At 63.0% G+C, this 24555-nt stretch carries 21 protein-coding genes and 2 pseudogenes; 4 read left to right on the plus strand and 19 right to left on the minus strand.

Features of this window, described 5'->3' with window-relative positions; genetic code table 11:
* Positions 1-7: 7 nt before the first annotated feature.
* Entirely contained in the window at positions 8-646 is a 639-nt protein-coding gene (gene cysC / locus OKW38_RS15895) for an adenylyl-sulfate kinase (RefSeq protein ID WP_090803263.1), read from the plus strand.
* Positions 647-851: 205 nt separating this feature from the next.
* Here cysC and groL read toward each other — a convergent pair whose 3' ends face one another.
* From groL to OKW38_RS15920, 5 genes and pseudogenes are all read right to left on the minus strand, one after another.
* Positions 852-2492: a chaperonin GroEL gene (gene groL, locus OKW38_RS15900; protein ID WP_184062186.1), complete on the minus strand. Its 1641-nt coding sequence runs from the start codon at positions 2490-2492 to the stop codon at positions 852-854.
* A 53-nt stretch (positions 2493-2545) separates the two neighbouring features.
* Entirely contained in the window at positions 2546-2836 is a 291-nt protein-coding gene (gene groES, locus OKW38_RS15905) for a co-chaperone GroES (RefSeq protein ID WP_008923887.1), read from the minus strand.
* A gap of 788 nt (positions 2837-3624) precedes the next feature.
* A pseudogene (locus tag OKW38_RS15910) lies at positions 3625-4563 on the minus strand (IS1595 family transposase); the annotation flags it as partial.
* A 65-nt stretch (positions 4564-4628) separates the two neighbouring features.
* A pseudogene (locus tag OKW38_RS15915) lies at positions 4629-5198 on the minus strand (FkbM family methyltransferase); the annotation flags it as partial.
* Positions 5199-5618: 420 nt separating this feature from the next.
* Entirely contained in the window at positions 5619-6008 is a 390-nt protein-coding gene (locus OKW38_RS15920) for a hypothetical protein (protein ID WP_090803262.1), read from the minus strand.
* Positions 6009-6357: 349 nt separating this feature from the next.
* Between OKW38_RS15920 and OKW38_RS15925 the strand changes: the two genes are divergently transcribed.
* Complete coding sequence (locus OKW38_RS15925) at positions 6358-6969, plus strand: hypothetical protein (protein WP_429335831.1); 612 nt, start codon at positions 6358-6360, stop codon at positions 6967-6969.
* Positions 6970-7090: 121 nt separating this feature from the next.
* Here OKW38_RS15925 and OKW38_RS15930 read toward each other — a convergent pair whose 3' ends face one another.
* Together OKW38_RS15930 and OKW38_RS15935 are read right to left on the minus strand one after the other, a co-directional pair.
* A complete protein-coding gene (locus OKW38_RS15930; RefSeq protein ID WP_429362257.1) occupies positions 7091-7234 on the minus strand; it encodes a hypothetical protein in 144 nt (47 codons plus the stop codon).
* 81 nt (positions 7235-7315) lie between these two features.
* Positions 7316-8200, minus strand: coding sequence for a hypothetical protein (locus tag OKW38_RS15935; RefSeq protein ID WP_429362259.1), 885 nt, complete (start codon positions 8198-8200; stop codon positions 7316-7318).
* A gap of 1 nt (position 8201) precedes the next feature.
* Between OKW38_RS15935 and OKW38_RS15940 the strand changes: the two genes are divergently transcribed.
* Positions 8202-8606, plus strand: a complete 405-nt coding sequence (locus OKW38_RS15940) for a hypothetical protein (RefSeq protein WP_429362261.1) — start codon at positions 8202-8204, stop codon at positions 8604-8606.
* A 96-nt stretch (positions 8607-8702) separates the two neighbouring features.
* Here OKW38_RS15940 and OKW38_RS15945 read toward each other — a convergent pair whose 3' ends face one another.
* The 5 genes from OKW38_RS15945 to OKW38_RS15965 form a co-directional block, all read right to left on the minus strand.
* Entirely contained in the window at positions 8703-10946 is a 2244-nt protein-coding gene (locus tag OKW38_RS15945) for a polysaccharide biosynthesis tyrosine autokinase (protein ID WP_429362263.1), read from the minus strand.
* Between the two features lie 49 nt (positions 10947-10995).
* Positions 10996-12135 carry a polysaccharide biosynthesis/export family protein gene (locus OKW38_RS15950; protein ID WP_167368626.1) on the minus strand — a complete coding sequence of 380 codons (1140 nt, stop codon included), beginning with the start codon at positions 12133-12135 and terminating at the stop codon, positions 10996-10998.
* A gap of 40 nt (positions 12136-12175) precedes the next feature.
* Entirely contained in the window at positions 12176-13561 is a 1386-nt protein-coding gene (locus OKW38_RS15955) for an undecaprenyl-phosphate glucose phosphotransferase (protein ID WP_090803256.1), read from the minus strand.
* A gap of 55 nt (positions 13562-13616) precedes the next feature.
* Positions 13617-15218: a sugar phosphate nucleotidyltransferase gene (locus OKW38_RS15960; protein WP_429335828.1), complete on the minus strand. Its 1602-nt coding sequence runs from the start codon at positions 15216-15218 to the stop codon at positions 13617-13619.
* Positions 15219-15308: 90 nt separating this feature from the next.
* Positions 15309-16304 (minus strand): helix-turn-helix domain-containing protein, encoded by a 996-nt coding sequence (locus OKW38_RS15965; RefSeq protein ID WP_429336612.1) that lies wholly within the window; start codon positions 16302-16304, stop codon positions 15309-15311.
* An 875-nt stretch (positions 16305-17179) separates the two neighbouring features.
* Between OKW38_RS15965 and OKW38_RS15970 the strand changes: the two genes are divergently transcribed.
* Complete coding sequence (locus tag OKW38_RS15970; RefSeq protein WP_167368625.1) at positions 17180-17329, plus strand: hypothetical protein; 150 nt, start codon at positions 17180-17182, stop codon at positions 17327-17329.
* Between the two features lie 187 nt (positions 17330-17516).
* On the opposite strand, the gene OKW38_RS15975 is transcribed toward OKW38_RS15970, so the two are convergent.
* The 7 genes from OKW38_RS15975 to OKW38_RS16005 all read right to left on the minus strand — a co-directional run bounded on the left by OKW38_RS15975 (position 17517) and on the right by OKW38_RS16005 (position 24427).
* Positions 17517-19019, minus strand: coding sequence for an MFS transporter (locus tag OKW38_RS15975; protein ID WP_090803252.1), 1503 nt, complete (start codon positions 19017-19019; stop codon positions 17517-17519).
* A 61-nt stretch (positions 19020-19080) separates the two neighbouring features.
* Positions 19081-20328, minus strand: a complete 1248-nt coding sequence (locus tag OKW38_RS15980; protein WP_429362265.1) for a CaiB/BaiF CoA transferase family protein — start codon at positions 20326-20328, stop codon at positions 19081-19083.
* The gene (locus OKW38_RS15985; protein WP_429362267.1) at positions 20325-21341 is read right to left on the minus strand and encodes a hydroxymethylglutaryl-CoA lyase; all 1017 of its coding nucleotides are present in this window, start codon (positions 21339-21341) and stop codon (positions 20325-20327) included. Before OKW38_RS15985 ends, OKW38_RS15980 begins: the two co-directional genes overlap by 4 nt.
* A 245-nt stretch (positions 21342-21586) precedes the next feature.
* Positions 21587-22480, minus strand: a complete 894-nt coding sequence (locus tag OKW38_RS15990) for a LysR family transcriptional regulator (RefSeq protein WP_429362269.1) — start codon at positions 22478-22480, stop codon at positions 21587-21589.
* A gap of 387 nt (positions 22481-22867) precedes the next feature.
* Entirely contained in the window at positions 22868-23371 is a 504-nt protein-coding gene (locus OKW38_RS15995; RefSeq protein WP_429362271.1) for a lysozyme inhibitor LprI family protein, read from the minus strand.
* Entirely contained in the window at positions 23355-23813 is a 459-nt protein-coding gene (locus OKW38_RS16000; protein ID WP_429362273.1) for a lysozyme, read from the minus strand. Before OKW38_RS16000 ends, OKW38_RS15995 begins: the two co-directional genes overlap by 17 nt.
* A gap of 137 nt (positions 23814-23950) precedes the next feature.
* Positions 23951-24427 (minus strand): hypothetical protein, encoded by a 477-nt coding sequence (locus tag OKW38_RS16005; RefSeq protein WP_429362275.1) that lies wholly within the window; start codon positions 24425-24427, stop codon positions 23951-23953.
* Positions 24428-24555 lie beyond the last annotated feature (128 nt).

The raw sequence follows: 24555 nt of genomic DNA on the forward strand, positions 1-24555 counted from the left end.
CCTATCCATGAAAGAGCCGCCCCAGTTCGTGCAACGCTTCCACGGCAAGATCGCGGTGCAGGACCGCATACGCATGTTCGATCAGATGCCCGCCACGATCTGGCTGACCGGCCTGTCCGGCGCCGGCAAATCGACGCTCGCGTTTGCGCTCGAAGAGCAACTGATCGCGCTCGGTCACGCCTGCTATGTGCTCGACGGCGACAACATCCGGCACGGTCTGGCGAGCGACCTTGGATTCGAGCCCGACGACCGGCGCGAAAACATCCGCCGGGTCGCGCACGTCGCCCAATTGATGAACGACGCGGGTCTGATCGTGATTTCCGCGCTGATTTCGCCGCTACGCGAAGATCGGGCAATGGCGCGCGCGATCATCGGAGCCGACAAGTTCGTCGAAACCTATGTGTCCGCCTCGCTCGCCACCTGCGCGAGCCGCGATCCCAAAGGTCTTTACGCGAAAGCGAGGTCTGGCGAGATCAGCTCGTTCACCGGCGTATCAGCGCCCTATGAAGCGCCGATCGATCCCGACCTGCACGTCGACACGGGAACGCTGAGCCCCGCGCAAAGCGTCGCGCAGATCTTCCACTACCTGCGCGAAAAGTGCCTCGGAAGGTCCTCTCATCGCACGGCTCACGCCGCGGGCGCCTGATCCGGACAAAAGGGCGTCCGGAAGCGCTCGCCAGCAAGCACATCAACGCCGGCCCCAAACGAAAAAAAACCCGCATAAGCGGGTTTTTTCGTTTGGGGAAACGCCTCGCGGCGCACTCCCCACATGGACTTCCAGCCGGGCCTCGGCCGTGATCCAGACGCGCGGCAGTTCAACCACGCGGCCGGACCACGAGGCCCGAGCGGAATTACATGTCCATGCCCATGCCGCCCATGCCGCCGGGCATGCCGCCAGGCATCGGAGCATCTTCCTTCGGCAGTTCGCAGACAGCTGCGTCGGTCGTCAGCAGCAGGCCAGCAACCGAAGCGGCGTTTTGCAGCGCCGTGCGCGTCACCTTCGTCGGATCCACGACACCTGCGTCGACCAGGTCGACGTACTCGCCGGTCGCTGCGTTGTAGCCGTAGTTGCCCTTGCCAGCAGCAACCGCTGCCACGACGACGCTCGCTTCTTCGCCACCGTTGGCGACGATCTGGCGCAGCGGCTCTTCCATGGCGCGCAGAACGATCTTGATACCTGCGTCCTGATCGGCGTTAGCGCCCTTCAGGCCAGCGATTGCCGTACGTGCACGGATCAGCGCGACGCCGCCACCCGCCACGATGCCTTCTTCCACAGCCGCGCGCGTTGCGTGCAGTGCGTCTTCGACACGTGCCTTCTTTTCCTTCATTTCGACTTCGGTCGCAGCACCGACCTTGATCACTGCAACGCCGCCTGCCAGCTTGGCGACGCGTTCTTGCAGCTTTTCACGGTCGTAGTCCGAGGTCGCTTCTTCGATCTGCGTGCGCACTTGCTTGACGCGAGCTTCGATGTTCGCTGCTTCGCCAGCGCCGTCGATGATCGTGGTGTTTTCCTTGCCCACTTCGATGCGCTTCGCCTGGCCCAGTTCAGCCAGCGTTGCCTTCTCGAGCGTGAGGCCGGTTTCTTCAGCGATGACCTGACCGCCGGTCAGGATCGCGATGTCTTCCAGCATCGCCTTACGACGATCGCCGAAGCCCGGAGCCTTGACGGCAACGGTCTTCAGGATGCCGCGGATGTTGTTGACGACCAGCGTTGCGAGCGCTTCGCCTTCGACGTCTTCAGCTATGATCAGCAGCGGACGGCCAGCCTTCGCGACTTGCTCGAGCACCGGCAGCAGGTCACGGATGTTCGACACCTTCTTGTCGTGCAGCAGCACGAACGGGTTCTCGAGCACGGCGACTTGCTTGTCCGGGTTGTTGATGAAATACGGCGACAGGTAGCCGCGGTCGAATTGCATACCTTCGACGACGTCCAGCTCGTCTTGCAGCGACTTGCCGTCTTCGACGGTGATCACGCCTTCCTTGCCGACCTTGTCCATTGCTTCAGCGATGCGCTCGCCGATCGACGAATCGCTGTTCGCCGAGATCGCGCCAACCTGGGCGATTTCCTTGTTGGTCGTGCACGGCTTGCTGATCTTGCGCAGTTCTTCGATTGCGGCTGTAACGGCCTTGTCGATACCGCGCTTCAGGTCCATCGGGTTCATGCCCGATGCGACGTACTTCATACCTTCGCGGACGATCGATTGCGCGAGAACCGTAGCGGTCGTCGTGCCGTCGCCTGCGTTGTCGCTGGTCTTGGAAGCGACTTCCTTGACCATTTGCGCGCCCATGTTCTGGAGCTTGTCTTTCAGTTCGATCTCTTTCGCGACCGACACACCGTCCTTGGTGACCGTCGGGCCGCCGAAGCTGCGCTCGAGAACCACGTTGCGGCCCTTCGGACCCAGCGTGACCTTCACGGCGTTGGCGAGAATATTCACGCCTTCGACCATCTTGGCACGGGCGGAATCACCGAATACGACGTCTTTAGCTGCCATCTTCTAACTCCTTGAATACTTAGGATATAACCGGTGAAGTAGCGACCTTGCGCTTACTTCTGCACCACGGCCATGATGTCTTCTTCGCGCATCACGAGCAGTTCGTTGCCGTCGACCTTGACGGTCTGGCCTGCGTACTTGCCGAACAGGACGCGGTCGCCGACCTTCACGTCGAGCGCAATGGCTGCGCCCTTGTCGTCGCGCTTGCCCGGGCCGACTGCGAGGATTTCACCTTGATCCGGCTTTTCCGCTGCGGCTTCGGGGATCACGATGCCCGACGCGGTCTTGGTTTCCTGATCCAGACGTTTGACGATCACGCGATCATGCAAAGGACGAAGGTTCATACATACTCCTCTCTGATTGAGACTGAAGAACGCTGAGAAAAACCCGGCTGGCCGAGCCAACCGGAGATGTTGTTAGCACTCTCGTGCAGCGAGTGCTAATTATATGGACGGGCAGTGACAAATTCAAGAAGCGGGGAACGCGGTCGAAGTTCACTCAGCCTCAAACGTGATTCGCTCGGGCTTGAACCCGCCCCGTGCGGAACGTCTGCCGTTCGGCATTTTCTCTAAGAAAACAATAATTTACCGACGTGTTGCGTTGAGATTCGGCCCTTCGTGAAGGAAGAGGCGAGCCATGACGAGGCAGCGACTTCGGAGCGGAGCGCCCGCTCGAAACGTCAAACCCAGGGAAATCCCCCATAAGCGCGGGCCGTTACGATAGTCAGCCTTCAGGCAAGTCGAGGGGGCTCATGAATGTGCTTGGCGGCTGAGGCACCAGTCGGTCCAAGTATATCTGGACCGTTGCAGCGGCCGTTGATAGCGGGATTGTGAAATTGATAGCAGCTGCAAGGACGATACTTGCAGAACCGTAACGCTATAACTGAGTGCGAAAGATTTGAGATCTTTCCACTCTGAAGATCAGCGACAAATATGTCCAACTGACCAGTCGATAATTGCGCTCCTCCAGATAGCGAAATATGGCGGAAGCTATTACTTCCCCATGGGGTGTCCATTTAACCGGAGTTAGCGTTTTGCCTCCACGGGCGGCTCGGCGAAGGTCGCTCCAGGCTGGGCGGATGTCCGCGTTGCCTCGGCGGCTTGGGAGGAACAGCCTTTGGCCTCTGGCTCATAACAAGGTTTTGGTAACGAACCGGTCCATGGGCGACAGCAAGCTCCAGGATCCGGTAGAACAGCATCCCTCGGCTACGTGAGCGGCGGCGGTTGAAACGGAACACGAACTCGTCCAGGTAACTGGGCAAGTGTGCAGAATCCACCGCTCCCTGGTGGGTGCCCAGGAGCCAACGTTTTGCAAGGGACGCTATTCGATGCACACCTGGCAGAAGTTCTTCGGGGTCCTCGCCCCGCGCCGACGCGGCCCGCTGGCTACGGCGGTCATGGATGTAACCATTCTTCTCCAGCCACCGGTAACCCTGCCAGGCATCGGTGATGACCGTCGCCCCCGGCTCGACGTTATCCAACACGAAGGAGCGAAGCGATTCTGAGGAGGCATCCGCCACCGGCGCCATCCGACAGCGCCCGAATCCCTTCGGCTCCGCGATCTCGATCGCGATACACGTCAGGATCTTCTTCCCTTTGGCACGGCCTCCCGAAAGTCCGGATTCTTTGCCTCCGATGTAGGTTTCGTCCACCTCCACCGTCCCGCAAAGGCGCTCCCGATCGGGGCGAATGAGCACAGACCGCAGGCGATGAAGGATAGCCCACACTGTCTGGTAGGAGCCGATCTCGAGGGTCCGCTTCAAACTCAGCGCCGAGATCCCGTCTTTGCCGGTAGCAAAATGCCAACAGACCGAAAACCACACCGTAAGGGGAGTACGGGTCCGGTCAAAGACGGTGCCTGCCATCACTGACGTGCGGCTCCCGCATGCAGTACACATGAACCTGCCGTCCCCAAGCCGCCATCCTCCCGGATGACCACAGGACGGGCAGACGAAGCCGCAAGGCCATCGCAGCCATTCCAGATAGTCCAGGCAGTCTGCATCAGTCGGGAACCATGCCTGAAACTCCCCAAGGGACTTGGGATAGTGGGTGCTGGCATGGGGACGTTCCATTGTCCCAGTCTACGCTCAACTCCGGTTAAATGGACACCCCAGACTTCCCTTATCGAAGTCAGCGTAGACTCCACAATAATGATTTTTGGTTTATACCTGCTGATATCAATCGATCGCAAGACTTCGTAATCGTGACCTTCCACGTCAATGGAAAGCAGATCGATTTCCTGATCGGCGTACGGGGTGTGCTCGAGAACGTCGTTCAATGTGGTGGTTTCAACGGTCCGGACGGAGATAGGCTTCTGGACTTCGGCCGCAGCCACTATGGGATCTATGGTCGAAGTCAACCCATAGTTCGAAAAATTATAGACTTCCTTGAGCTGTTTCTCGTTCGAGACGGCCGCACGTACATTGACATCACCAAACCGCGCAAGAGAAAACGCTTCAATTTTCACCGGATCCATGTCTATGTTGATGCCGCGCCAACCACGCTTGTAAAGCGCATGTGTGTTCGAGAACTTGACAGGGTGGTATGCACCAACGTCGACATAAACACCCTTATTGCACCGGGGACTGATTATCTCGCGCAACACCGCGTCCTCTCCAAACTGCGAGTAGTACAAACGCGGCCCGCGTGTTATCCACGTCTTGCGGACGAGCCAAAGGAAGTGTCCGAACGTCTTCGGGTTCAACATAACCGCTCCTCACTTCGAAACGATAACGGCAAAAGGTCAAACAGTGTTTGATCTGGAAGCTTGCCGAGCAGACGGTCGGTCCGGTCCGGCATTACGTTAGCTAATATTCACATATAGCAGGCCTCATTACCGCCGCAAATGTGCCGCAGTACGGACCAAACGATATTCGCGAATTAGTTACATGCTCGAAAAGTCGTTGAGAGTTACATCTGCAGACTACTCGACGGTTGGCCGAACATTAAGCGAAAGTCATAATATTGTGTATTTATGCCCGAAACCGTCGATTGATGCAAAAAGCTTCCGGTTCCAGTCGGTTCGCGTGTCGTCGACTACAGCCGCGCGAGATTCAGCCCGGCGAAGCCTTCTGCATCAGGCCACGATCCGCCAGTTTCGCTCGCCCGACAGCACGCTCGTTTCACTTCACTTCTGCGCAGGCCGGTGCAACGCATTACCCGCCATCCACTTGAGCCGTTCGCAATTGACCTTGATGCGCGCCGCGAATTCCTTCGGATCTCGCTCGCGCAGTGCGTTCATCTGGCTATTGGTGATGTCGGCGCGGTGCCAGCCCGTGTCCCAGTGCTGATCGAAATCGGTCGCACCGGTCAGGACCTTTCGGAGCCGCTCCTTATAGGCGTCGATCCGCTCGGGCGACACGTCGCAAAACGCCCGCGCGAAGCTTGCGCGCTCGCCCGCCGTCTCCGCGCTCATGTTGGCGTCGCTCGCGCCGCTCGCGAGCGGCGCGGCGAGCGACAGCACCGACAGACAGAACGCTGCGCAAAGCGGCCGATAGCGATACGATAGGTTTTTCATCTTCGACTCCTGACGATCCTTCGTGGCGACCAGGGATTGTCCCGATCTTCAACGCCGCCTCGCCGATTGTGTCCTGATTGCACTGCACGATGGCGTTTTCGCGCGCTATCCGATGCATCGCGTGGCCAAACTGCGGTGCTACGCTCGTTAAAGCGGCATTCGCGACGTGCCCGTTCCGGGGAGCGGTGGCGCAAGCACCGCAACGCCACGGCCGATCGGCAGGCCGCGACAGAAGCACGAGCGCCAGGCATGAGAACGAGCTCGAACACGACGCGCAACGAGCACAGAACGAAAGCACGACACGAAATCAAACACAAAAAGGCGAGACATCGCTGCGGGAGTGACTGCGATGGCATTTAGAACATATACCGTACTGACGCTGTTGGTGACGAGCACTGCCGCGTTCGCGTGGCGGCCTGTCACCTATCCGATCCGAAGTCAGAGCCCTTACGAGCGCAGCATCGACAACGCGATGTGCTACGCCGAGGCGAACCGCGTGACCGGGGTCAACATGGCCCACGAGTCGCAGATTCCGCCGCGTCAGCCGCCCGCGGCCAAAGGTGCGTCGACCGGCGTACCGTCGAAACCGCCGCTTCCACCTAGTTCCTTCTCAGCCACGCCGCTGCCGTGGAGCGCGAGCGCGCCCGAAGCCGCGAGCGCGCCGTTGGCTGGCGCGCAAGCGCCTGGCGGTGCATCGTCGGCGAAACCGGTGAACGAAGCCGCGGCCGGCGCCAGCGCGCCAGGCGCGCCAGCCACCGAGGCGGCGAATGCACCGCCGAACGCATCGGCAGCGGCAACGGGCCCCAGTGCGAACGCGGCACCCGGCGCGTCGGATGGTGCGGCCGCTTCGCTGGCGTCGAACGTCAAGCTGCCGCCGCTGCCCGCGCCCGAGCCGCCGATGACCCGCTATTGGGCCGCCTACGGCGCGTGCATGCAGGCGCGCGGTTACGTCGTCCAGTAGTCCGGCCGACGCCGCTTGCGGGCGTCGTTGCATACATTCTTTTTGATGGCGCCGCCCTTCGGCGCCAGTGGAGCGACACGGCCATGCCGGGCGACACGACCTCCGACCAGCCATTTTTCCATCACTGCGCATACTGCGGCGTGCCGCTGTCGGGCCGCTTTTCGCCGTGTCCCGCATGCCATGCGCTGCCGATCGATTCGTTCGATACGGACGACAAGCCCGGCGAGCGCTCCGCGCGATCCCGGGCGCTGAGCGCATCGCGCACGCAACTCGAACCGCTGCCAGCGGCCGCGAGCTTGCCCGCGGACCGTTCGTCGCGACGCTCCGCACAAACGAAGATGAGCCCCTACGATCTGATCGACGAAGCGACGTTCGAGCCGGGCGGGCGTCGACGGCGGCATCCGCTCGCGCTTGCCGCAGCCGCGCTCGCGACGCTCGGCATCGTGTACGTCGGCTTCGTTCTATTCAACGACGACGATGCGAGCGTCGACACGCCGGTCACGGTCTTCGGCACGGTGCGCCCGGACAACCCTGGCCAAGCCCCTGCACAGAACGTTGCGCAGAATGCGGCGCCGTCGGTTGCCGCGGCGCCGAAGCCGGCGTCGATCGTCGCCCAACGGCCGCGTCCCGTTGTCGTCGCGCGGCAGCAACCGGCGAACGTGCACGCGGCCCCCGTCGCGCCACCGGCACCGCCCATCGTGGCGACCGCACCGACCGTCGCGCCATCGTCACCGCCGGTCGTTGCGACCGCGCCTGCCGTAGCGCGATCGAGCCCGCCCATCGTGGCGACCGCGCCGACCGTTGCGCCATCGTCACCGCCCGTCGTTGCGACCGCGCCTGCCGTAGCGCGATCGAGCCCGCCCATTGTGGCGACCGCACCGACCGTTGCGCCATCGTCACCGCCCGTCGTTGCGACCGCGCCTGCCGTAGCGCGATCGAGCCCGCCCATCGTGGCGACCGCACCGACCGTTGCGCCATCGTCACCGCCGGTCGTTGCGACCGCGCCTGCCGTAGCGCGATCGGCTCCACCCGTCGTGGCGACCGCGCCCGTCCCAGCGCGACCGTCAACGCCCGTCGTTGTGACCACGCCGACCGCAGCGCGACCGTCAACGCCCGTTGTCACGACCGCGCGCGCCGTAGCGTCAACGAAGACATCGAGCGCGGCCATCTCCGCGCCCACGCCGCGTGGCACGGCGCTCGCGTCGACCAGCACCAACAGCAACACCGACACGATGGCCGCCCCGCTCACGCAAGCCGACAAACAGCGCGCCGACGCCGAGCGCAATCTGAAAGCCGCGCACGGCTATCTGCGACGAGGCAATCTGGCGGCGACCAGAGCACGCCTCGCCGCCGTAATCACCGCGCAGCCCGACAATCGCGACGCGCGCAGCATGCGCGCCCAGGTGAGCACGCTAGAGCAGCAACGCGACGCGTTGCTGAGCCTCGCGCGCGGCTGCAGCAACGTGGGACAGTGGGAGTGCGCGTCGCACAACGCCAACGAAGCGTTGCGGATCGATTCGAGCAGCAAGGCCGCGCTACGGCTCGTCGCGCTCGCGTCGCACGAGTCGGCGTGGCAAACCATGCAGCCGACGCCGGAAGAGTCGCGCGCATTGCGCGATCTGCTGCGTCACCACTAAGGATTGCGAGGTATCTCGCGGGACGGCGGCACGGGCGTGCAGTCGACCACGCCCGCCCGCGCGGCGCCCCGAAAGACGCGCGCGCGGGCAGCAGTGTCAGCCGGCGATGCTGTCGTAGCCGTAATAGCCGCCCTGATACCCTGAGCCGAGAAACGCCGCTTCCTGCGGCACGTCGGTGAGCAGCACGCCGCGCAGACCGACGCCACCGTTACGCAGGCGTTTGGTGGTTTCGACGATCTCATGCAGCGGTTGACGCCCATGCCGCACGACGAGCAGCGTCGTCGCCGCGTATTTGCCGATCAGCGTCGAGTCGGTCACGGCGAGCACCGGCGGCGTGTCGATGATCACGACGTCGTATTGCGGCTTCAACACCTCGAGCATCGCTTCGAAGCGTTTGCTCATCAGCAGTTCGGCCGGGTGCGAGGGCAGCGTGCCTTTCGCGAGCACGTCGAGGTTGGGCAGCACGTCGCGCTGGATCATCGCGTTGAGATCGCCGCCGCACAGCACGTCGGACAGTCCCGGCCGATGGCTGACGCCGAAATGCGAATGCACGTCGCCGCGTCGCATGTCGCCGTCGATGATCAGCACGCGCTTGTTCGCCGACGCGACCAGCGTCGCCAGATTCACCGACAGGAACGACTTGCCCGCATCGGGCCGCGAGCCGGTGATCATCACGACGTTGTTGGCCGCATGATCGAGCGACAGTTGCAGCGAGGTGCGCAGATTGCGCACCCCTTCCACCGCGATATCTTCGGGCGCCTGTTGCGCCAGCACATGCTGCCCGCGCTGGCGCAGCGACACCTTTTCCTGCAGGCGCAATTGCGTCTGGCTGCGCGGCACCACCGCGAATACCGGCACGCCGAGCATCCCCTCGAGTTCGTCCGGGCGCTCCACGCCGCCGCGCATCGCGCGCCGCAAGAAGACCAGCAGCAAGCCGAGCGCGAGGCCGCCGCCGAGCGAGATCAGGATCACCAGCATGCGCTTCGGCCACACCGGATCGTCGGGCGTTTCGGCGAAGTCCACCACGCGCACGCCGCTCACCTGCCCCGCCTGCGCGACCCGCAGTCGCTGCACGCTGTTGAGCAGGTTCATGTACAGATCGGTGTTCACGTGCACGTCGCGCTGCAGACGCAGCGCGGTCTGCTCGGTGTCGGGCATCGTCGAGACGCTGTGGTTCATCGTGCTCTGCGCGCCCTGCAACGCGGCGATCTGCGCATCGAGCGCGGCGACCATCGGATGATTCGGCGTAAAACGCTGCAACAGCTCCGCGCGCTGCTGCTGCAGATCGAGCAGCTTCGTCTTGTTGTCGACGATCTGCTGCAGCAGCAGCTTGCTTTCTTCACCGAGATCGACGGCGCCATGTGTATTGCGGAACTTGCCGTAGCGCTCTTCCGCGTCGTCGAGCGCCTTGCGCGCGTCGGGCAGTTGCTGTTCGAGATACGCGAGCGTGTGGTCGGATTCGGTCGAACGGCTCGCGAGATCCTGCCGCACGAACTGGCGCGCCACGTTGTTGACGATCGCCGCGGTCAGCGCCGGATCGGCGCCTTCGAGACTCACGCGGATCACGCCGGAGTCCTCCGCCGTTTCCTGCACGACCATCGTCTTCGCCAGACGCTCCACCGTGCCGAGCGTCGACGCGCGCGTCAGCTCGAAACGCGAGCCGGGCGCGCCGACCAGTGTGTCGACGTGCAGCGTGACCGGGCCGACCGCGGTATCGGTTTGCACGGTCTCGCCGACGCGCCCCGACAGGATCGCGCTGCCGTGAGGATCGCGCAGCATGAAGGTGTTGCCGGCGCCCGCGACTAGCGTGAAGGTCTCGCCATACAAGTCCTTCGACGTGTCGAAGCGCGACACCGCGATGCTCTCGTTACCCCACGCGAACCCGCGCAGGTTGACGAACGACGGCAGCCGGAACCACCAGTGCCCGTTCACGAGTCCGGCGATCCTGCTGCCGATCACCGGCAGATAACGCGGCTTCGCCGTAATGTCGAGGTGCAGCGCGCGGACCGCCTCCTCGGTGACGAGACGCGACTTCAAAAGCTCGATCTGCGCCGCGGTCGACGGCTTCGAATCGTACGCGCCGGGAAGCGGCGCCGCCGCGTCCCGGCCGTTCGCATTGACGTTGACCGCGTTCGCCGTCCTGTCCTGGACGTGAAACAGCACGTCCGAACGATAGACCGGCGGCGTGAGGAACGCGTACGCGCAACCGAGCGCGAGCGCGATCAGCGCCACGGTGAGGATCGTGCGCCAACCGCGCACGATCGTGCGCACGTAGTCCGACAGATGCAACTGCCCCGGTTCATACACGCCGGCGTAACGGTTTTCGTAATTGATTGCCATGTTTTCACCCAACAAGGCCTGCCGGTTCAGATATCGCGTCACGCAAGCGTCACTTCGACACGACGACTCCCGTCACCGCCGCGTTGATCGCGGGCAACAGCAGGTTCAACACACGGTTGAAGCGGACCAGACCGCCCTGACCGACGTACACGATGTCCTTCGGCTGCAGCTCGAACTGGTTCGCGAGCAGCATCGCCACCGGCGAGGTCGCATCGAGGTGATAGATCTGCGGCGAGTCGCTGGTCGAATTGCGGATCACGAACAGCTGCTGCCCCGAAGCCGTATTCGAGTCGAAGCTGCCGCCGTCGGAGATCGCCTGCGACAGCGTCAGCGAGCCGTTGCGCAACGGCAGCACCGTGGCCGGCTTGTTGACTTCGCCCATCACGTAGACGCCGCTGTCTTCGCGCCCGTTCACGCGCACGGTATCGCCCGGCTGCAGATAGATATCCGACGGATTGAGGCCGCGCTTGATGAGCTCGTCGATGTTCAGCCTATAGGTCTTGCCGTCGCGGATCAGATCGACCCGGCTGCGATCCGCGGTCGCGTTGAAGCCGCCGCTCAGGCCGATCGCGTTCGTCAGCGACAGCGGAATGTCGTTGATCGATTGCGTGCCCGGTGTGCGCACTTCGCCATCGATATACACCGTCGCGTTACGGAACGACGCGACGCGCACCGTCACCTCGGGCTTCTGATAGACCTTGCTCAGCCGCGAATACAGCTCGCGCTGGATCGTCGCGACGTCCTTGCCGGCGACATGCAGGTTGCCCGCGTACGGAAACTGGATGTCGCCGTGCTCGTCGATCAGGAAGCCCGGCATTGCATCGGAAGGGCGCGAGGTCGTCGGCGGCTGTCCCAGCGCGGCCGCGAGTTCCGGGTGATCCCACACGACGATCTGCAGCACGTCGCCGGGGCCGACCCTGTACATGGCCGGCTTGCCGAACAGACCCGTCGTCGTCGGCGGCAACACCGAGGCAGTCTGGTCGGCATTCATCTTCTTCACCAGTTCCAGATTGATATCGGTGATCGGAATCTGCTTCTGCTGCGAGCCTTCGGTACTGAATTCGCCACCCGTCTCCTGAATCGCGGCCGGCGTGACCATCCGTTGTCCCGGTACGACCTGACATCCGGAAAGCAATGCTGCGCTTGCGAAAACCACAAGACTTCCTGTGCGAAAACCAAGTGAGCTCATGATCTTTACTCCTTCGCCCCGAGGCGTTGTTATCGACTTTCTAGTAAGCGTTTCGATGCACCAGTCCGGCGACAATCGTCGCGCCGATGATCCGCATGTCGAGTGCGAACGACCAGTGACCCAGGTAGTACAGGTCATGTTCGACGCGACGCTCCATCTTCTCGATGCGGTCGGTTTCGCCACGGAAGCCGTTGATTTGCGCCCAGCCCGTGATTCCCGGTTTGATCCGGTAGCGATTGATATAGCCCGCGACCACCTTCTGATAGAGGTCGTCGTGCTCGAGCGCATGGGGACGCGGTCCTACGACCGACATGTCGCCACGCAACACGTTGAAAAATTGCGGCAACTCGTCGAGGCTCGTGCGGCGCAGAAACGCGCCCACTTTCGTCACGCGCTTGTCGTTGCGCGTCGCCTGGCTCAAGGTGCCCTTCGCTTCGGTATGCACGCGCATCGAGCGGAACTTGTAGATCGTAAACACACGGCCGTCCGCGCCCTTGCGCTTCTGTTTGAACAGCACCGGTCCGCGCGAGGACAGCTTGACCGCGATCGCAATGCCAAGCAGCAGCGGCGCGAGGGCAATGATCGCGGCCGCGGCGAACAGCCGGTCGAAGACTTCCTTTTTCAGCATCGCGTTGGCCGACAGCGGCGAGGCGACCAGATTGATCGCCGGCACGCCGAGCAGATCGACCACGCCACTGCCTTCGAACAGCGCATGGCTGCGCACGTCCGGCATGAAGCGGATATTCACGAGGTCGTCGCGGAACTCGTCGATCAGCGCGCAGATCAGCGGCTCCTCGGACAGCGACAGCATCAGCCATAGCTCGTGCACGTCGTTGGTGCGGATGTAGTCGGCCAGCAGATCGACGCGATCGAACACCGGCACGCGCGGATTCGTCACGCCGGAGTCGTCCGGGCGCGTGTTGTAGACGGCGGTCGCGCGAAAGCCCGCGGTCGGCGCCGACTCGATGCGGCGCAGGAGCGCATCGCACTGCGAACCGCTGCCGACGATCGCCACCTGATGCAGGTTCATACCCGCGCCGCGCGCCCGCGCGAGCACCGCGTGCGCGATCACCCGATTCGCGATCAGCAGGCCACCCGTCGCCGCGGTCCAGTACGAGAACCACAGCCGCGACACGATATCGATGCGATGCAACGAGTACATCAGCACGAGCGCGCAGGCCTGCACGATCAGCCACGCGAGCGACACCTGACCGGCGAGCCCGAGCTTCGAGCGGCCGCGCCATGATTCGTAGAGGCCGAACGCGGGGAAGATCGCGAGCGCGAACGCAGCCGAAAACATCACCAGCGCCCAGTAGAAACCCGACTGGCCGAGATAATCAAAGCGGATCCGCGACGCCACGGTCGCACCCGCCAATACCAGAGCGACATCGAAAATCCGCGCGAGCAGATCCTGAAACTTGCGCATTTTACTTACCTCGTTCTGCCGTTCCTGTATGCAAAAAGGGGCGTGCATGGGCTGCCTACGGGCAGCGGCCGTAGTTGTCGTCAAACCTCACGATGTCGTCTTCGCCGAGATAGGTACCCGACTGGATTTCGATGATTTCGAGCGGCACCCTGCCGGGGTTTTCGAGCCGGTGACGCGTGCCGAGCGGAATGTAGGTCGATTCGTTTTCGCTGAGCAGGAACTGCTCTTCGCCGCGCGTGACGAGCGCGGTGCCGCGCACGACCACCCAATGCTCAGCGCGATGATGATGGAGTTGCAGGGACAGCTTTGCGCCGGGCGTCACGACGATGCGCTTGACCTGGAAGCGCTCGCCGCGATCGATCGAGTCGTAGAAGCCCCACGGGCGCCGCACCTTGCGATGCGCGTCGGCCTCCGGCGCATGCTGCGCCTTGATGCGCGACACGAGCCCCTTGACGTCCTGCACATGCGAGCGATCCACCACGAGCACCGCGTCGGCGGTCTCGACCACGACGACGTTCGCGGTGCCGACGCACGCGACGAGCCGCCCTTCCGAATGCGCATAGCAGGACACCGCGCCTTCGAACGCCACGCGGCCGCGCCCGGCGTTGCCGTTCGGGTCCTTCTCCATCGCGGCCCATACCGCGTCCCATGAGCCGAGGTCGGACCAGCCGGCTTCGAGCGGGACCACGACGCCGGGGGGAATGACCGCGGCTCGACTTTGAGCTTGCATATCGTTCTGTGCCGCGCCTTGCGCTTCGACGTTGCTCGCGCTGTCGTCTTGCGCCGGCGCCGGTTCGGTCAAACGCTCCATCACCGCATAGTCGATCGAATCGGCGGGCACGTCGAGGAACGCGTCGTGCGATGGCCGGAATACGTCGCCGTCCTGCTTGCCGCTCGCGAACGCGGTTGCGCACGGCGCATGCATGTCGGGCCGCAGCGCCGCGAGCGTATCGAGCCACACGCGCGCACGCACGATGAAGATGCCGCTGTTCCACCAGTAGGTGCCGGCCGCCAGGTATTGCCTCGCGATTTCCTCGGCGGGCTTCTCGACGAAACCGTCGATCGTGTGGCCGCCAGCGGCCAATGCCGCGCCGATCCGGATATAGCCGAAGCCGGTGTCGGGACGCGTCGGCGGCACACCGAGCGTCGCAATCGCGCCCTCGCTCGCGTGGTGCGCCGCGCACGCTAGCGCGCGCTGCAGGGCAGGCACGTCCGCGATCGCGTGGTCGGCCGGCATCACGATCAGGATCGCGTCGTCGCCGGCCGCGCACGCGAGCGATGCCGCGAGCGTCAGCGCGGGCGCCGTGTCGCGGCGCGCGGGCTCGACGATCAGACGCGCGTCGACGCCGTTTTCATGCAACTGTTCGGCGATCACGAAGCGATGCTCCTCGCCGCACACGACGATCGGCGAAGCGTCGACGCTCCAGCCCGCCGGGAAGCTCTCGAGCCGCCGCGCGGTCGCCTGCAGCAGCGAGTCGGAGCCGACCACGTCGATCAGTTGCTTCGGAAAGTTTTCGCGCGACACCGGCCAAAGCCGCGTGCCCGAGCCGCCCGCGAGAATGACCGGGACGATGTGCGCGCAGCGCGCGCCAGCAACCCCGGCGCTTGCGCCGTTCGGCTCGACGGATCGGGCGCTCACACCTGCCTGCGTCAACATATCGGGAATCCTTTTCGATCTGCAAGGTACGACGAACAACGGACCAGTCCCCGCCTGTCACGCGCGGTTACCGGGCTGGCTCCGTCGGTGCTACGCGCCTGCCATGCGGCGGCTTTGAATCCTGAACTCGGTCGGCGAAATCCTCATCCGCTTGCGAAACACTTTCGCGAGCCGGTCGCCGTTGCCCATCCCGGTGCGCCGGGCGATCTTGTCGACCGGCAATTCCGATTCGGTCAACAGGCTGCACGTCACCGCGAGGCGCTCGTGCAACAGGAAACTCGACGGCGTGATACCCATTTCCATCTTGAAGCGGCGCAGAAAGTTGCGCTCGCTCATCGCCGCGAACTGCGCCGCATCCGCAATCGAAATCGCCTGCTGGCAGTTTTCCTGCAGCCAGCGCGCCGCCGCGCGAACCTTGTCGCCGGGACTCATGCCGCCGTCCTCGCCGAGCAGCGGCGCGAGGTTCGTGCACGAGTCGGACAGCAGCCGCTCGGCAGCCGAGCGCGCGGTCGCGTTGCCCAGATCGCGCTTGATCATCGCGAGCGCGCTGCGCATCGATTCCAGCCGGTCGTTAAGGTCGACGACGCCCTGCTCCGCCGAGCCCGCGCCATTTCTGGCCAAGGCCGGCTGGCGCGGGTCGCTCCCGTCCTTGTCCTCGGGCAGGGCCGCCGCGTCGAGCACCGCGCGCCCTTCGGCGATCGGCCGGATCATCGCGGTGTTGCGACGCACGCGCCGCAGCCAACCAAGCAGACGCTCATCGCGCGCCGCCGACGCCGCGCCCTTGCCGCCCGCCACATAGAGCGCGTCGAAGCCGCCGTAATGGCGCGCGTCGAGTCCGTCGGTCCAGACGCGCAAACCCGACGACGAAGTCACCATGCCGCCGCCGGCGGACAAGAACGACACGTCGTACAGCCACGCGCCCGAACCGGAAGTGGCGAGTTCGTTGGCAGCCTGGAACACCTCGGCGATCACGCCCGCCCCTTGCAGCGAGCAGTCGTTGAACAACAGAATCGCGACACGACGCACGCCCTTGTTCGGAGCATGCACCCAGCGCAGCATTGCAGACTCGAGACTCGCGCAGGTCATAGTCATCCTCTCGACAGAAAACGATCTACTACACCTTTTACGATCACGCACGATGCGAACTCCGCGCAATGCATCATAGCGACGGCCTCCGGCGCTCTGCCGTCATGTCCGAAAGTGCAGACATATTGGCACTATGAATACGTGATCGGCCAGTGCAATTCGGCACAATACCGAAACGACCGTCTTTTCACTGGATTAATGTCTAACCGCATATGGTTGAATATGCACTCGCAAATCTTAATGCAATTTAAAAAATGAATGCGTACGCCAGCGCACACTGCGCGGCTACTCGAAAAGCGGCGTGTCCCGCCTTATGTACCCACCGGGCGGCATTTTAAAAGAGATTTTTTGCCGGAATGGGCTATCGATGAGTGAAACACCCCCGGCCCTACCCAGCGGGTCCGGCTGCATCGACAACTTCCCCTGACGATCCGCGCAAGCGCCGCGCAACCGACCCTTCGGCCGTCCAATGCAAGCACTCAACGCGCCAGAACAGATTATTTAATCTATTTTTATTGATGGCGGGAATATTAACGTGGCAATTAACGTTTCAAACCTGAAACACGGATATCGGACGACTTTAGCGTCCCCGCAATAGATGGGCCAATGGCGGAATAAGTCGGGTGCGAGCGGGTGCATTTCCGCCAATCGATTGCGGAAATGGACTACGAGGTTTCCGCAAAGGGGGTTGGGGACAGCGAACGAAGTCCGCCATCCCTATGCAACGACTGTGACACCCGTCGAGAACGCGCCGCGTAATGGCACGACGCGACGATAGTTCGGCGTCGCCTGACAGGTTTACGGCGGGCAAGCGCACATAAAAGTGGTTCTGAACGGGTTACGATGCCCCCGACAAACGCGCTGGAACCGCATACATGGACGGCATTTCATGGATCACGCTGATACTTGCCACGATGATCGGCGGGTTCCTGTTCGCAATGATCGGCGTGGTGCTGCTCGCGCTGCTGCTCGGCAACGTATCGGACCGGCTGTCGAGCAACGACGAGACTCGCCAGGACTCCTAGGGCCTGTTCACGCTAATAACGGGCTTGCGAACGTGCCTTTCCGCGCGTAGTGCAAGGAGAGAGGAGCGCCGTTTGGCCGAGCCAAACAAGCGACGACCGACGCCGCAATACGGGCGGAAAGGCACGTTCCCCTGTTTTAAAAAAACCTTCAAGGGGCTGGCCCGTTATTAGCGTGAACAGGCCCTAGCTACTTCGAAAGATCCTCGAGCGCGACATCGCGCGTCTTCGGTCCCAGCGTACCGATCGCGACCATGACGATCGCCATTGCCCCCGAGATGAACACGAACACGCCGTTCACGCCGAAGCGACCGAGGCAGGCGGCGATCACGAACGCCGAGAACATCGCCGAAATCCGGCTCCACGAGTAAACGAAGCCGACCGCGCGCGCGCGGATGCCGGTCGGAAACAGTTCGGCCTGGTACGCGTGATAGCTGTATGAAATGATGTTGCCCGCGAGCACAAGGCACACGCCGAGACTCACGAGCAGCACCGTCTCGCGCGCCTGGCTGAACGCGAGTCCGCACACGACGTTGACCGCCGCCATGCAGACGATGACGGTCTTGCGCTCGAAGCGATCGGCGATCAGCAGCCCCAGCAACGGCCCGAGCGGCGCCGCGATCGCGATGATGCTCGCGTACATCAGACTCGTCGTCACCGTGATGCCCTGCTTCATCAGCAGCGTCGGAATCCAGTTCGCGAAGCCGTAGTAGCCCATCGTCTGGAACACGTGAAAGATGATCAGCATCAGCGTGCGCTTACGATACGGCGGCACCAGCAGATCACGAAACGCGGCCCGCGCGCGCACCGGTTCGGGCAGCGCGGGCTCGGGCAACGGCAGGCCGCATTGGCGCCGATACTCGCGCGCGACGCGTGCTTCGAGACGCGTCATCACCGCGTCGGCTTCGTCGAGGCGGCCTTTTTGCGCGAGCCAGCGCGGGCTCTCCGGCAAGCCACGGCGAATCCACCACACCACGATCGCGCCAATCGCGCCGATCAGCACGACCACACGCCAGCCGTCGAGACCGAACAGGCGTTGCGGCACCAGCAGATACGACAGGAACGCGACGATCGGCACCGCGCAGAAGCCGACCGCCTGCGAGCACGCCGAAGCGCGCCCGCGAATGTGCTTCGGCACGAGTTCGGAAATATACGTGCCGATCGTGACGATCTCGACGCCGATGCCGACTCCCGCGATAAAGCGCCAGCAGTTCAATCCGAGCGCCGTGTGCTGGAACGCCATCACGACGTTGGCCGCCGTGTACCACAGCAGCGACCAGGTGAAGATCGCGCGCCGGCCGAAGCGGTCGGCGAGAAAGCCGCACGCCGCCGTGCCGATGAACAGGCCCGCGAACAGCGCGGCGATGAAACTCGCGACGCCGCTCGTGCCGAACAGGCCGCGCGTCGTGGCCGTCAGCAGGCCGCTGTGCACGAGTCCCGGCGCGATATAGCCGGAGTACATCAGGTCGTAGAGTTCGAAGAACATGCCAAAGCTCAGCAGCATCACGAGCTGCCAGATCGTGCGGGTCGCGGGTAGCCGGTCGAGCCGCGCGGAAATGCGCGCGCCGTCGAGCGCGATCGCGCCGGCGCGGTCCGAGCCTGCCGCATCCGCGCCCGCGTCCGTGGGTGAGCCGTCGAGCGCGCCGGCATCGCCGAGCGCCGTTGAGTACATCGCCTGATTCGACGATTTCATCGTCTGTCTCCAGAATTATTGGTCTATTGCCCGCTGCAGCGGGTCAAGCGCGGCACGACGCTCACGCAGCCGCGCGCGGCGCCCGCGATTGCACGCCACCGCCGAGCTCCGCGATCCGCGCGTCGTCGAACCCGAGTTCGCGCAGCACCTCGACGGTGTGCTCGCCGATCTTCGCGATCGGCCGACGCGGCCCGAGACGCGCACCGTCGAGCGAAATCGGCAGCAACGGCATCGCGGTTTCGCTGCCGTCGTCGAGCGTCAGCGGCACGAGGCCGCCGCTCGCGTTCAGGTGCGGATCGTCGAACAACTCCTCGGGCTTCGTGATCGACGCGAACGGAATGTGATTGCGCTCGAACAGCGGCACGAGCGTCGCGCCGTCGAAACGGCTCAGGCTTTCGCCGAGCGTCTGCAGCAGCCAGCCGCGCGCGAGCACGCGGTCGTTGTTGGTCGCGAGGCGCGCATCGGCGAGCAGATCATCGCGTTCGAGAATCGCGCACAGCGCGCGCCACTGCGCGTCGCCGGTCGCGGCGATGAACATCTGCTCGCCGTGCGCGAGCGTAAACACGTCGTAGACGGCCCAGGCGCTGATGCGCTCGGGCATCGGCGCGGCGGCCACGCCGGTCGCCGCGAACTGCTGCATGTGCTGCGCCGAGAGCAGCACGCAGTTCTCGAACAGCGCGCTCTGCACCTCCTTGCCGCGGCCGCTCGCGTGCCGTTCGTGCAGCGCCGCCAGCACGCCGATCGCGCCGAACATGCCGCCCATGATGTCGTTGACCGAGCTGCCCGCGCGTAGCGGACGGCCCACCGGACCGGTCATGTACGCGAGGCCCGCCATCATCTGCACGACTTCGTCGAGCGCCAGACGATGGTCGTACGGACCATTGAGAAAGCCCTTGTGGGACACGTAAATCAGCCTGGGATTGCGCTCGCGCAGCGTCGCGTAATCGAGGCCGAGACTCGCCATGCGGCCGGGCTTGAAGTTTTCGACGAAGACGTCGGCGCTATCGACGAGTTGCTTCAGCGCGGCGAGACCGGCTTCACTGTCGAGATCGAGCGCGAGGCTCTTCTTGTTGCGATTGAAGGTGCGGAAAAAGCCCGCGCCGGTGCCGAGCAGCCGGCGCGTGCTGTCGCCGCGCGGCGGCTCGACCTTGATCACTTCGGCGCCGAGGTCGCCGAGAATCATGCCGCAGGTCGGACCCATCACCATATGCGACAACTCGATCACGCGGATGCCCGCGAGCGGCAAGGTACCCGGCTGCGGCGAGGACGTCGACGACGAAGCTGAAGTAGCGGAGGAAAGCGGAGTCATTGCGGCACCTGCGGAACGGAAGAATGGGGACAACGCAAAGATTCGGCGTAGCTGGCGGAGTCGCGCGTGACCGCTTGCGCGTGCGCGAACTGTTTCGGTAGTCCCGCTCGCGCGAGATAGCCGTACAGCGGCTCGCCCGGCAGCGCTTGCGCCAGCACCGCGCGCGATGCGAGTAGCCGCGCGATGTCGATACCGGTGTCGTAGCCCATGCTGTGGAGCATGAACACGAGGTCTTCGGTATTGACGTTGCCGGTTGCGCCCGGCGCATGCGGACAGCCGCCGAGACCAGCCAGCGACGCATCGAACTCGCGGATCCCGTGCTGCAGCGCGACCAGCGTGTTGGCAAGCCCGAGGCCGCGCGTGTCGTGGAAATGCAGCGAGCGCAGCCTGTCGCCCGCGACGTCGCGCACCAGCTCGATGACCTCGCCGACCTGACGCGGCGTCGCTTCGCCGGTCGTATCGCCGAGCGCGATCACGTCGGCGCCGGCCTGCACCGCGGCGCGCGCGATCGCGGCGATATCCGCGTACGGCACGGCGCCCTGCAGCGTGCAGCCGAACACCGTCGACAAACCGGCGATCAACTCGACGCGGCGCCCACCTGCCGGGGGCGCGCCATCGATCAGCTCGCGCATCGCGGCGAACGCGTCGATCATCTCGGCGGGGGTCTTGCGCACGTTCGCGACGCTATGCGCGGCGCTCACCGAAATCGGCGCGACGATGCGCTCTACGCCAGCCTCGAGCGCGTGCTGCGCGCCCTTCAGGTTCGGCACGAGCGCGCTCACGCTGAGATCGTCGTAACTACGGGCGTGGGCGACTACGTCGACGGCGTCCGCCATTTGCGGCAGCAGCTTCGCCGGCACGAACGACGCGACTTCCATGTGGCGCACGCCGGCCGCGTAGGCGGCGTCGATCCAGCGCCGCTTGTCGTCGGTGGACATGATGCGGGCAATGCTTTGCAGACCGTCGCGCAGACCGACCTCGGTCACGACGACGCGCTCGCGGGTTTCATTCATTGGTTGGAATCCTGGTCGTGGACGCGGGCTTCAGAGGCCCCTTGGATGGAAGTGATGCGCTGACTGGATCACAGCGTGCCCGCGTGACGACGCGCGGCAAAGTCTGCTTTGGCGAAGCACACCATCGCCGCTCGCGATGGCCGCTCAGGCCGATGGGGCGGGCTTTGGCGCTCGCCTGGGTGAAATGCTTAGGGGTTTGTCTGGGGAGGTGGCGAAGGCGCGGGTGACGAGGCGTGTCGCCCGTCTTATCTGGCGCTCAGCAGATGCTCGAGCAATCGCGCGGCCGCCAGCGTCAACGCCGCGCGATCCCGCATGCAGATCACGAAGCGCCGCGCGGCCCAAGCCTCGCGCAACGGCACGGCGACGATGCCGTACTCGTCGGCCGCATGGCGCGGCAGCGCCTCGCGCGGCAGGATCGCGACCGCGAGACCCGCCTGGATGAAGCGATAGGCGGCGTCGAACGTCGATACATAGGTGCGGTAATTCAACTCGCTGCCCTTCTCCAGCGCGATGCGCTGCATCAGCGCATTGACCGACGCATTCGATGCGAGCCCCAGATGATCGAACCCGAGCGTCTGCTCGAAGCCGATCTGCGCCTCGCCCGCGAGCGGATGCGCGCGCGGCACGATCAGCGCGAGATGGTCGGCGCGATACGGCAGCATGTCGAGACTGCCGAGCGGCACCGTGTCGCGGCAGATGCCCAGATCGGCCACACCCTCTTCGAGTCCGCGCACGATGTCCGCGCTGACGCGCTCCTCGACGTCGACGCGAATCGCCGGATTCGCCTGCAGAAACGCCGACAACGCCTCGGGCAAAAACTCCACCATCGACGACACGTTGGCGAGCACGCGCACATGCCCACGCGCGCCGGCCGCGTACTCGCTGAGCTCGGCCTGCAGGCGTTCGTGGCCGCGCATGATGAGCCGCGCGTGGCGCAACAGCGCTTCGCCGGCGGCGGTGGCGCGCACGCCGCGCTGGCTGCGCGACAGCAACGCGACATCGACGAGCGCTTCGAGATCGGCGAGCCGCTTGCTGACCGCCGACGGCGCGATGAACTCACGCTCGGCCGCGCGCGCGATCGTGCCTTCCTCGCACACGGCGATGAACAAGCGCAGCGTCACCTGATCGATTTGCCACATCGGGGCAGCGGATTCGTGGGTTGGGGGTGGGGGAAATTATGGTTGATCGTTGAAAACTGTGGAGGGATTTCTGGCGCTTGCGGAACGGCTCGAACGTGTTGAATGGCGCCAGGCTTCGGTCTCTATCGCACATTTGTCGCCGCCGTGCGCCGCCACGCATCGACGAAGCGCATCTGCGGGGGCTCACGCTTCCGGCTGATCCTCCACGGCTCGAACTGCTTCACGTACCAGCGCCACACTGCGGCTTCACAGATTTTCAGCAATGCGTGTGATCGCCAAGGCGTGGCACTCGATGATGCCGAAGCGACGCAGAAACAAGCACACTTGACGCTCGAATGGAAAGTCCCGCAAAGCAGGGCGACGTATTTGAGGGGAGGGTGCCTTTCGTTAGTTTTCCGCGCTCTTCAGATCGCTTATCCGCCCTTTCGTTATGCGCGCCATGCAATCCCAAAACGTCATATAACGCATCGACGCTTCGCCTAATGAATAGGTCTCAGCGTAACACTGGTTGTCGCGATACTGGACCCATGCCCTTTGTCCTTTCTCAAAATAAGGCAATGCAACAGGATTGTTATCGGCTTTCAAATCAACATCGCCTTTCCTCAACTCAGTTTCCAACGGTTTAATCGTAGAATTCAATTGCGCGGAAATTTGTTCGAAATTCCTTTGGCTGCATGCAGCGATATCGGCAGTTGACGCGTGCTCACCGGTCTTGCAAAGGCGGTCAATTTCTTCGCGCGATTTCCCAGTAAAATAAACCGATGATGGCGTTGCTTTTTTGTAGTCAAACCGCACCGAGTAAATTGTTTTACCCAGCACAATTGAGTCAAGAAAAGGCAATGTCGAAATCAGGACAAGCGGCACAGCTATTATTCTAATGGGATGCATCATATACACCTTCAGAGAATACTCTAGCCTCCGTTTCCCGGCGTTGGTGCAAGCTCGAGGAACAGCGAAATCCTTTTATGTAATTCGGAATATTTCGGTAGTCCCCCTGATTTACGCGATGCGTCAATTCGTCCGCAGCATGGCCTGCTCCAGCATTAAAAGAAATGCTCACCAATGCATCATACTCGTATTGAAACAACGGTACATGCACTTTTGCATTTATGGCCCGTTCTGTTCGCCTCAAATCTTTCTTCAAAAACTCTCTGGCGCGTTGAACTGATACTGTCTGCCCGAGGGGCAGATTGTCTTCCGGCAAGACAAGATGGCCGCAACCCACCGTAGGATTTCCGCGATCATCGGGATAAACAACCAGAATAAAGCCCTCTGAAACAGGCACGTCGATGTGTGAGCGATCCGAATGAAAAATTCGTGTTATGCCGTTCAATCTGCCGCTCTCCCATACCGCCAAGAAGGTTGAAATCTGGCTTGACGCAACCCAAGGTTTGCAAAGCCTATCCGATTGGACAACTACGCATGAATTCGGGACCGTGTTTGTTACTGCCGTTCCAAGCGCATCAGGCATTACGCCACCTCTCTATGACCAAGATAGATATGCATGGATTGAGCACCTTCTGTTTCGTATCGCTCGGTGCGTCCCTGAGAATCAGTGGTGCCGCGATGCAAAGCGCCTGACAAAAGACGCACGGTGTAATAGGTACTGGCGAGCGGCCTGCCGTTCGCATCGTGAAGTGTGAACTGTTCGTCGTGCCGTGCAGCTTCGGACTGTACTGCCAACACGCCAGTGCGAACCTTCGAAGTCAGCGCTGGCGTTGCTTTACGCCCCCGACAATCGCACGCCCATGCGTAACCCAGGGCTTCAGCCATGTCGTAACCGTTTGAATACGACTTCAGCCTATCGAACGGAAACCATTCGCCGGTTTCTGCGTTCAGCGCCATTGCGGACGGCATTGGTGGGAAGTTTGAGTATATTGAATAGGGGATACGGCAAAGCTCGCACTCTTCCTTGCCCACGGTACCATCTTGTTTCTGTCGTTCCATTTGACCTTTTCTGATTTTCCAGAGAACACTCGGAGAATTAACCACCTAAACGTGGTCACGGTCAACGACATTAATTTGAGATAAAACTTTTTTGACAGATATTAACGATTGCCCGGGCTATCTCATTT

The organism is Paraburkholderia sp. MM5496-R1, assembly GCF_050436205.1.
GTDB lineage: Bacteria > Pseudomonadota > Gammaproteobacteria > Burkholderiales > Burkholderiaceae > Paraburkholderia > Paraburkholderia tuberum.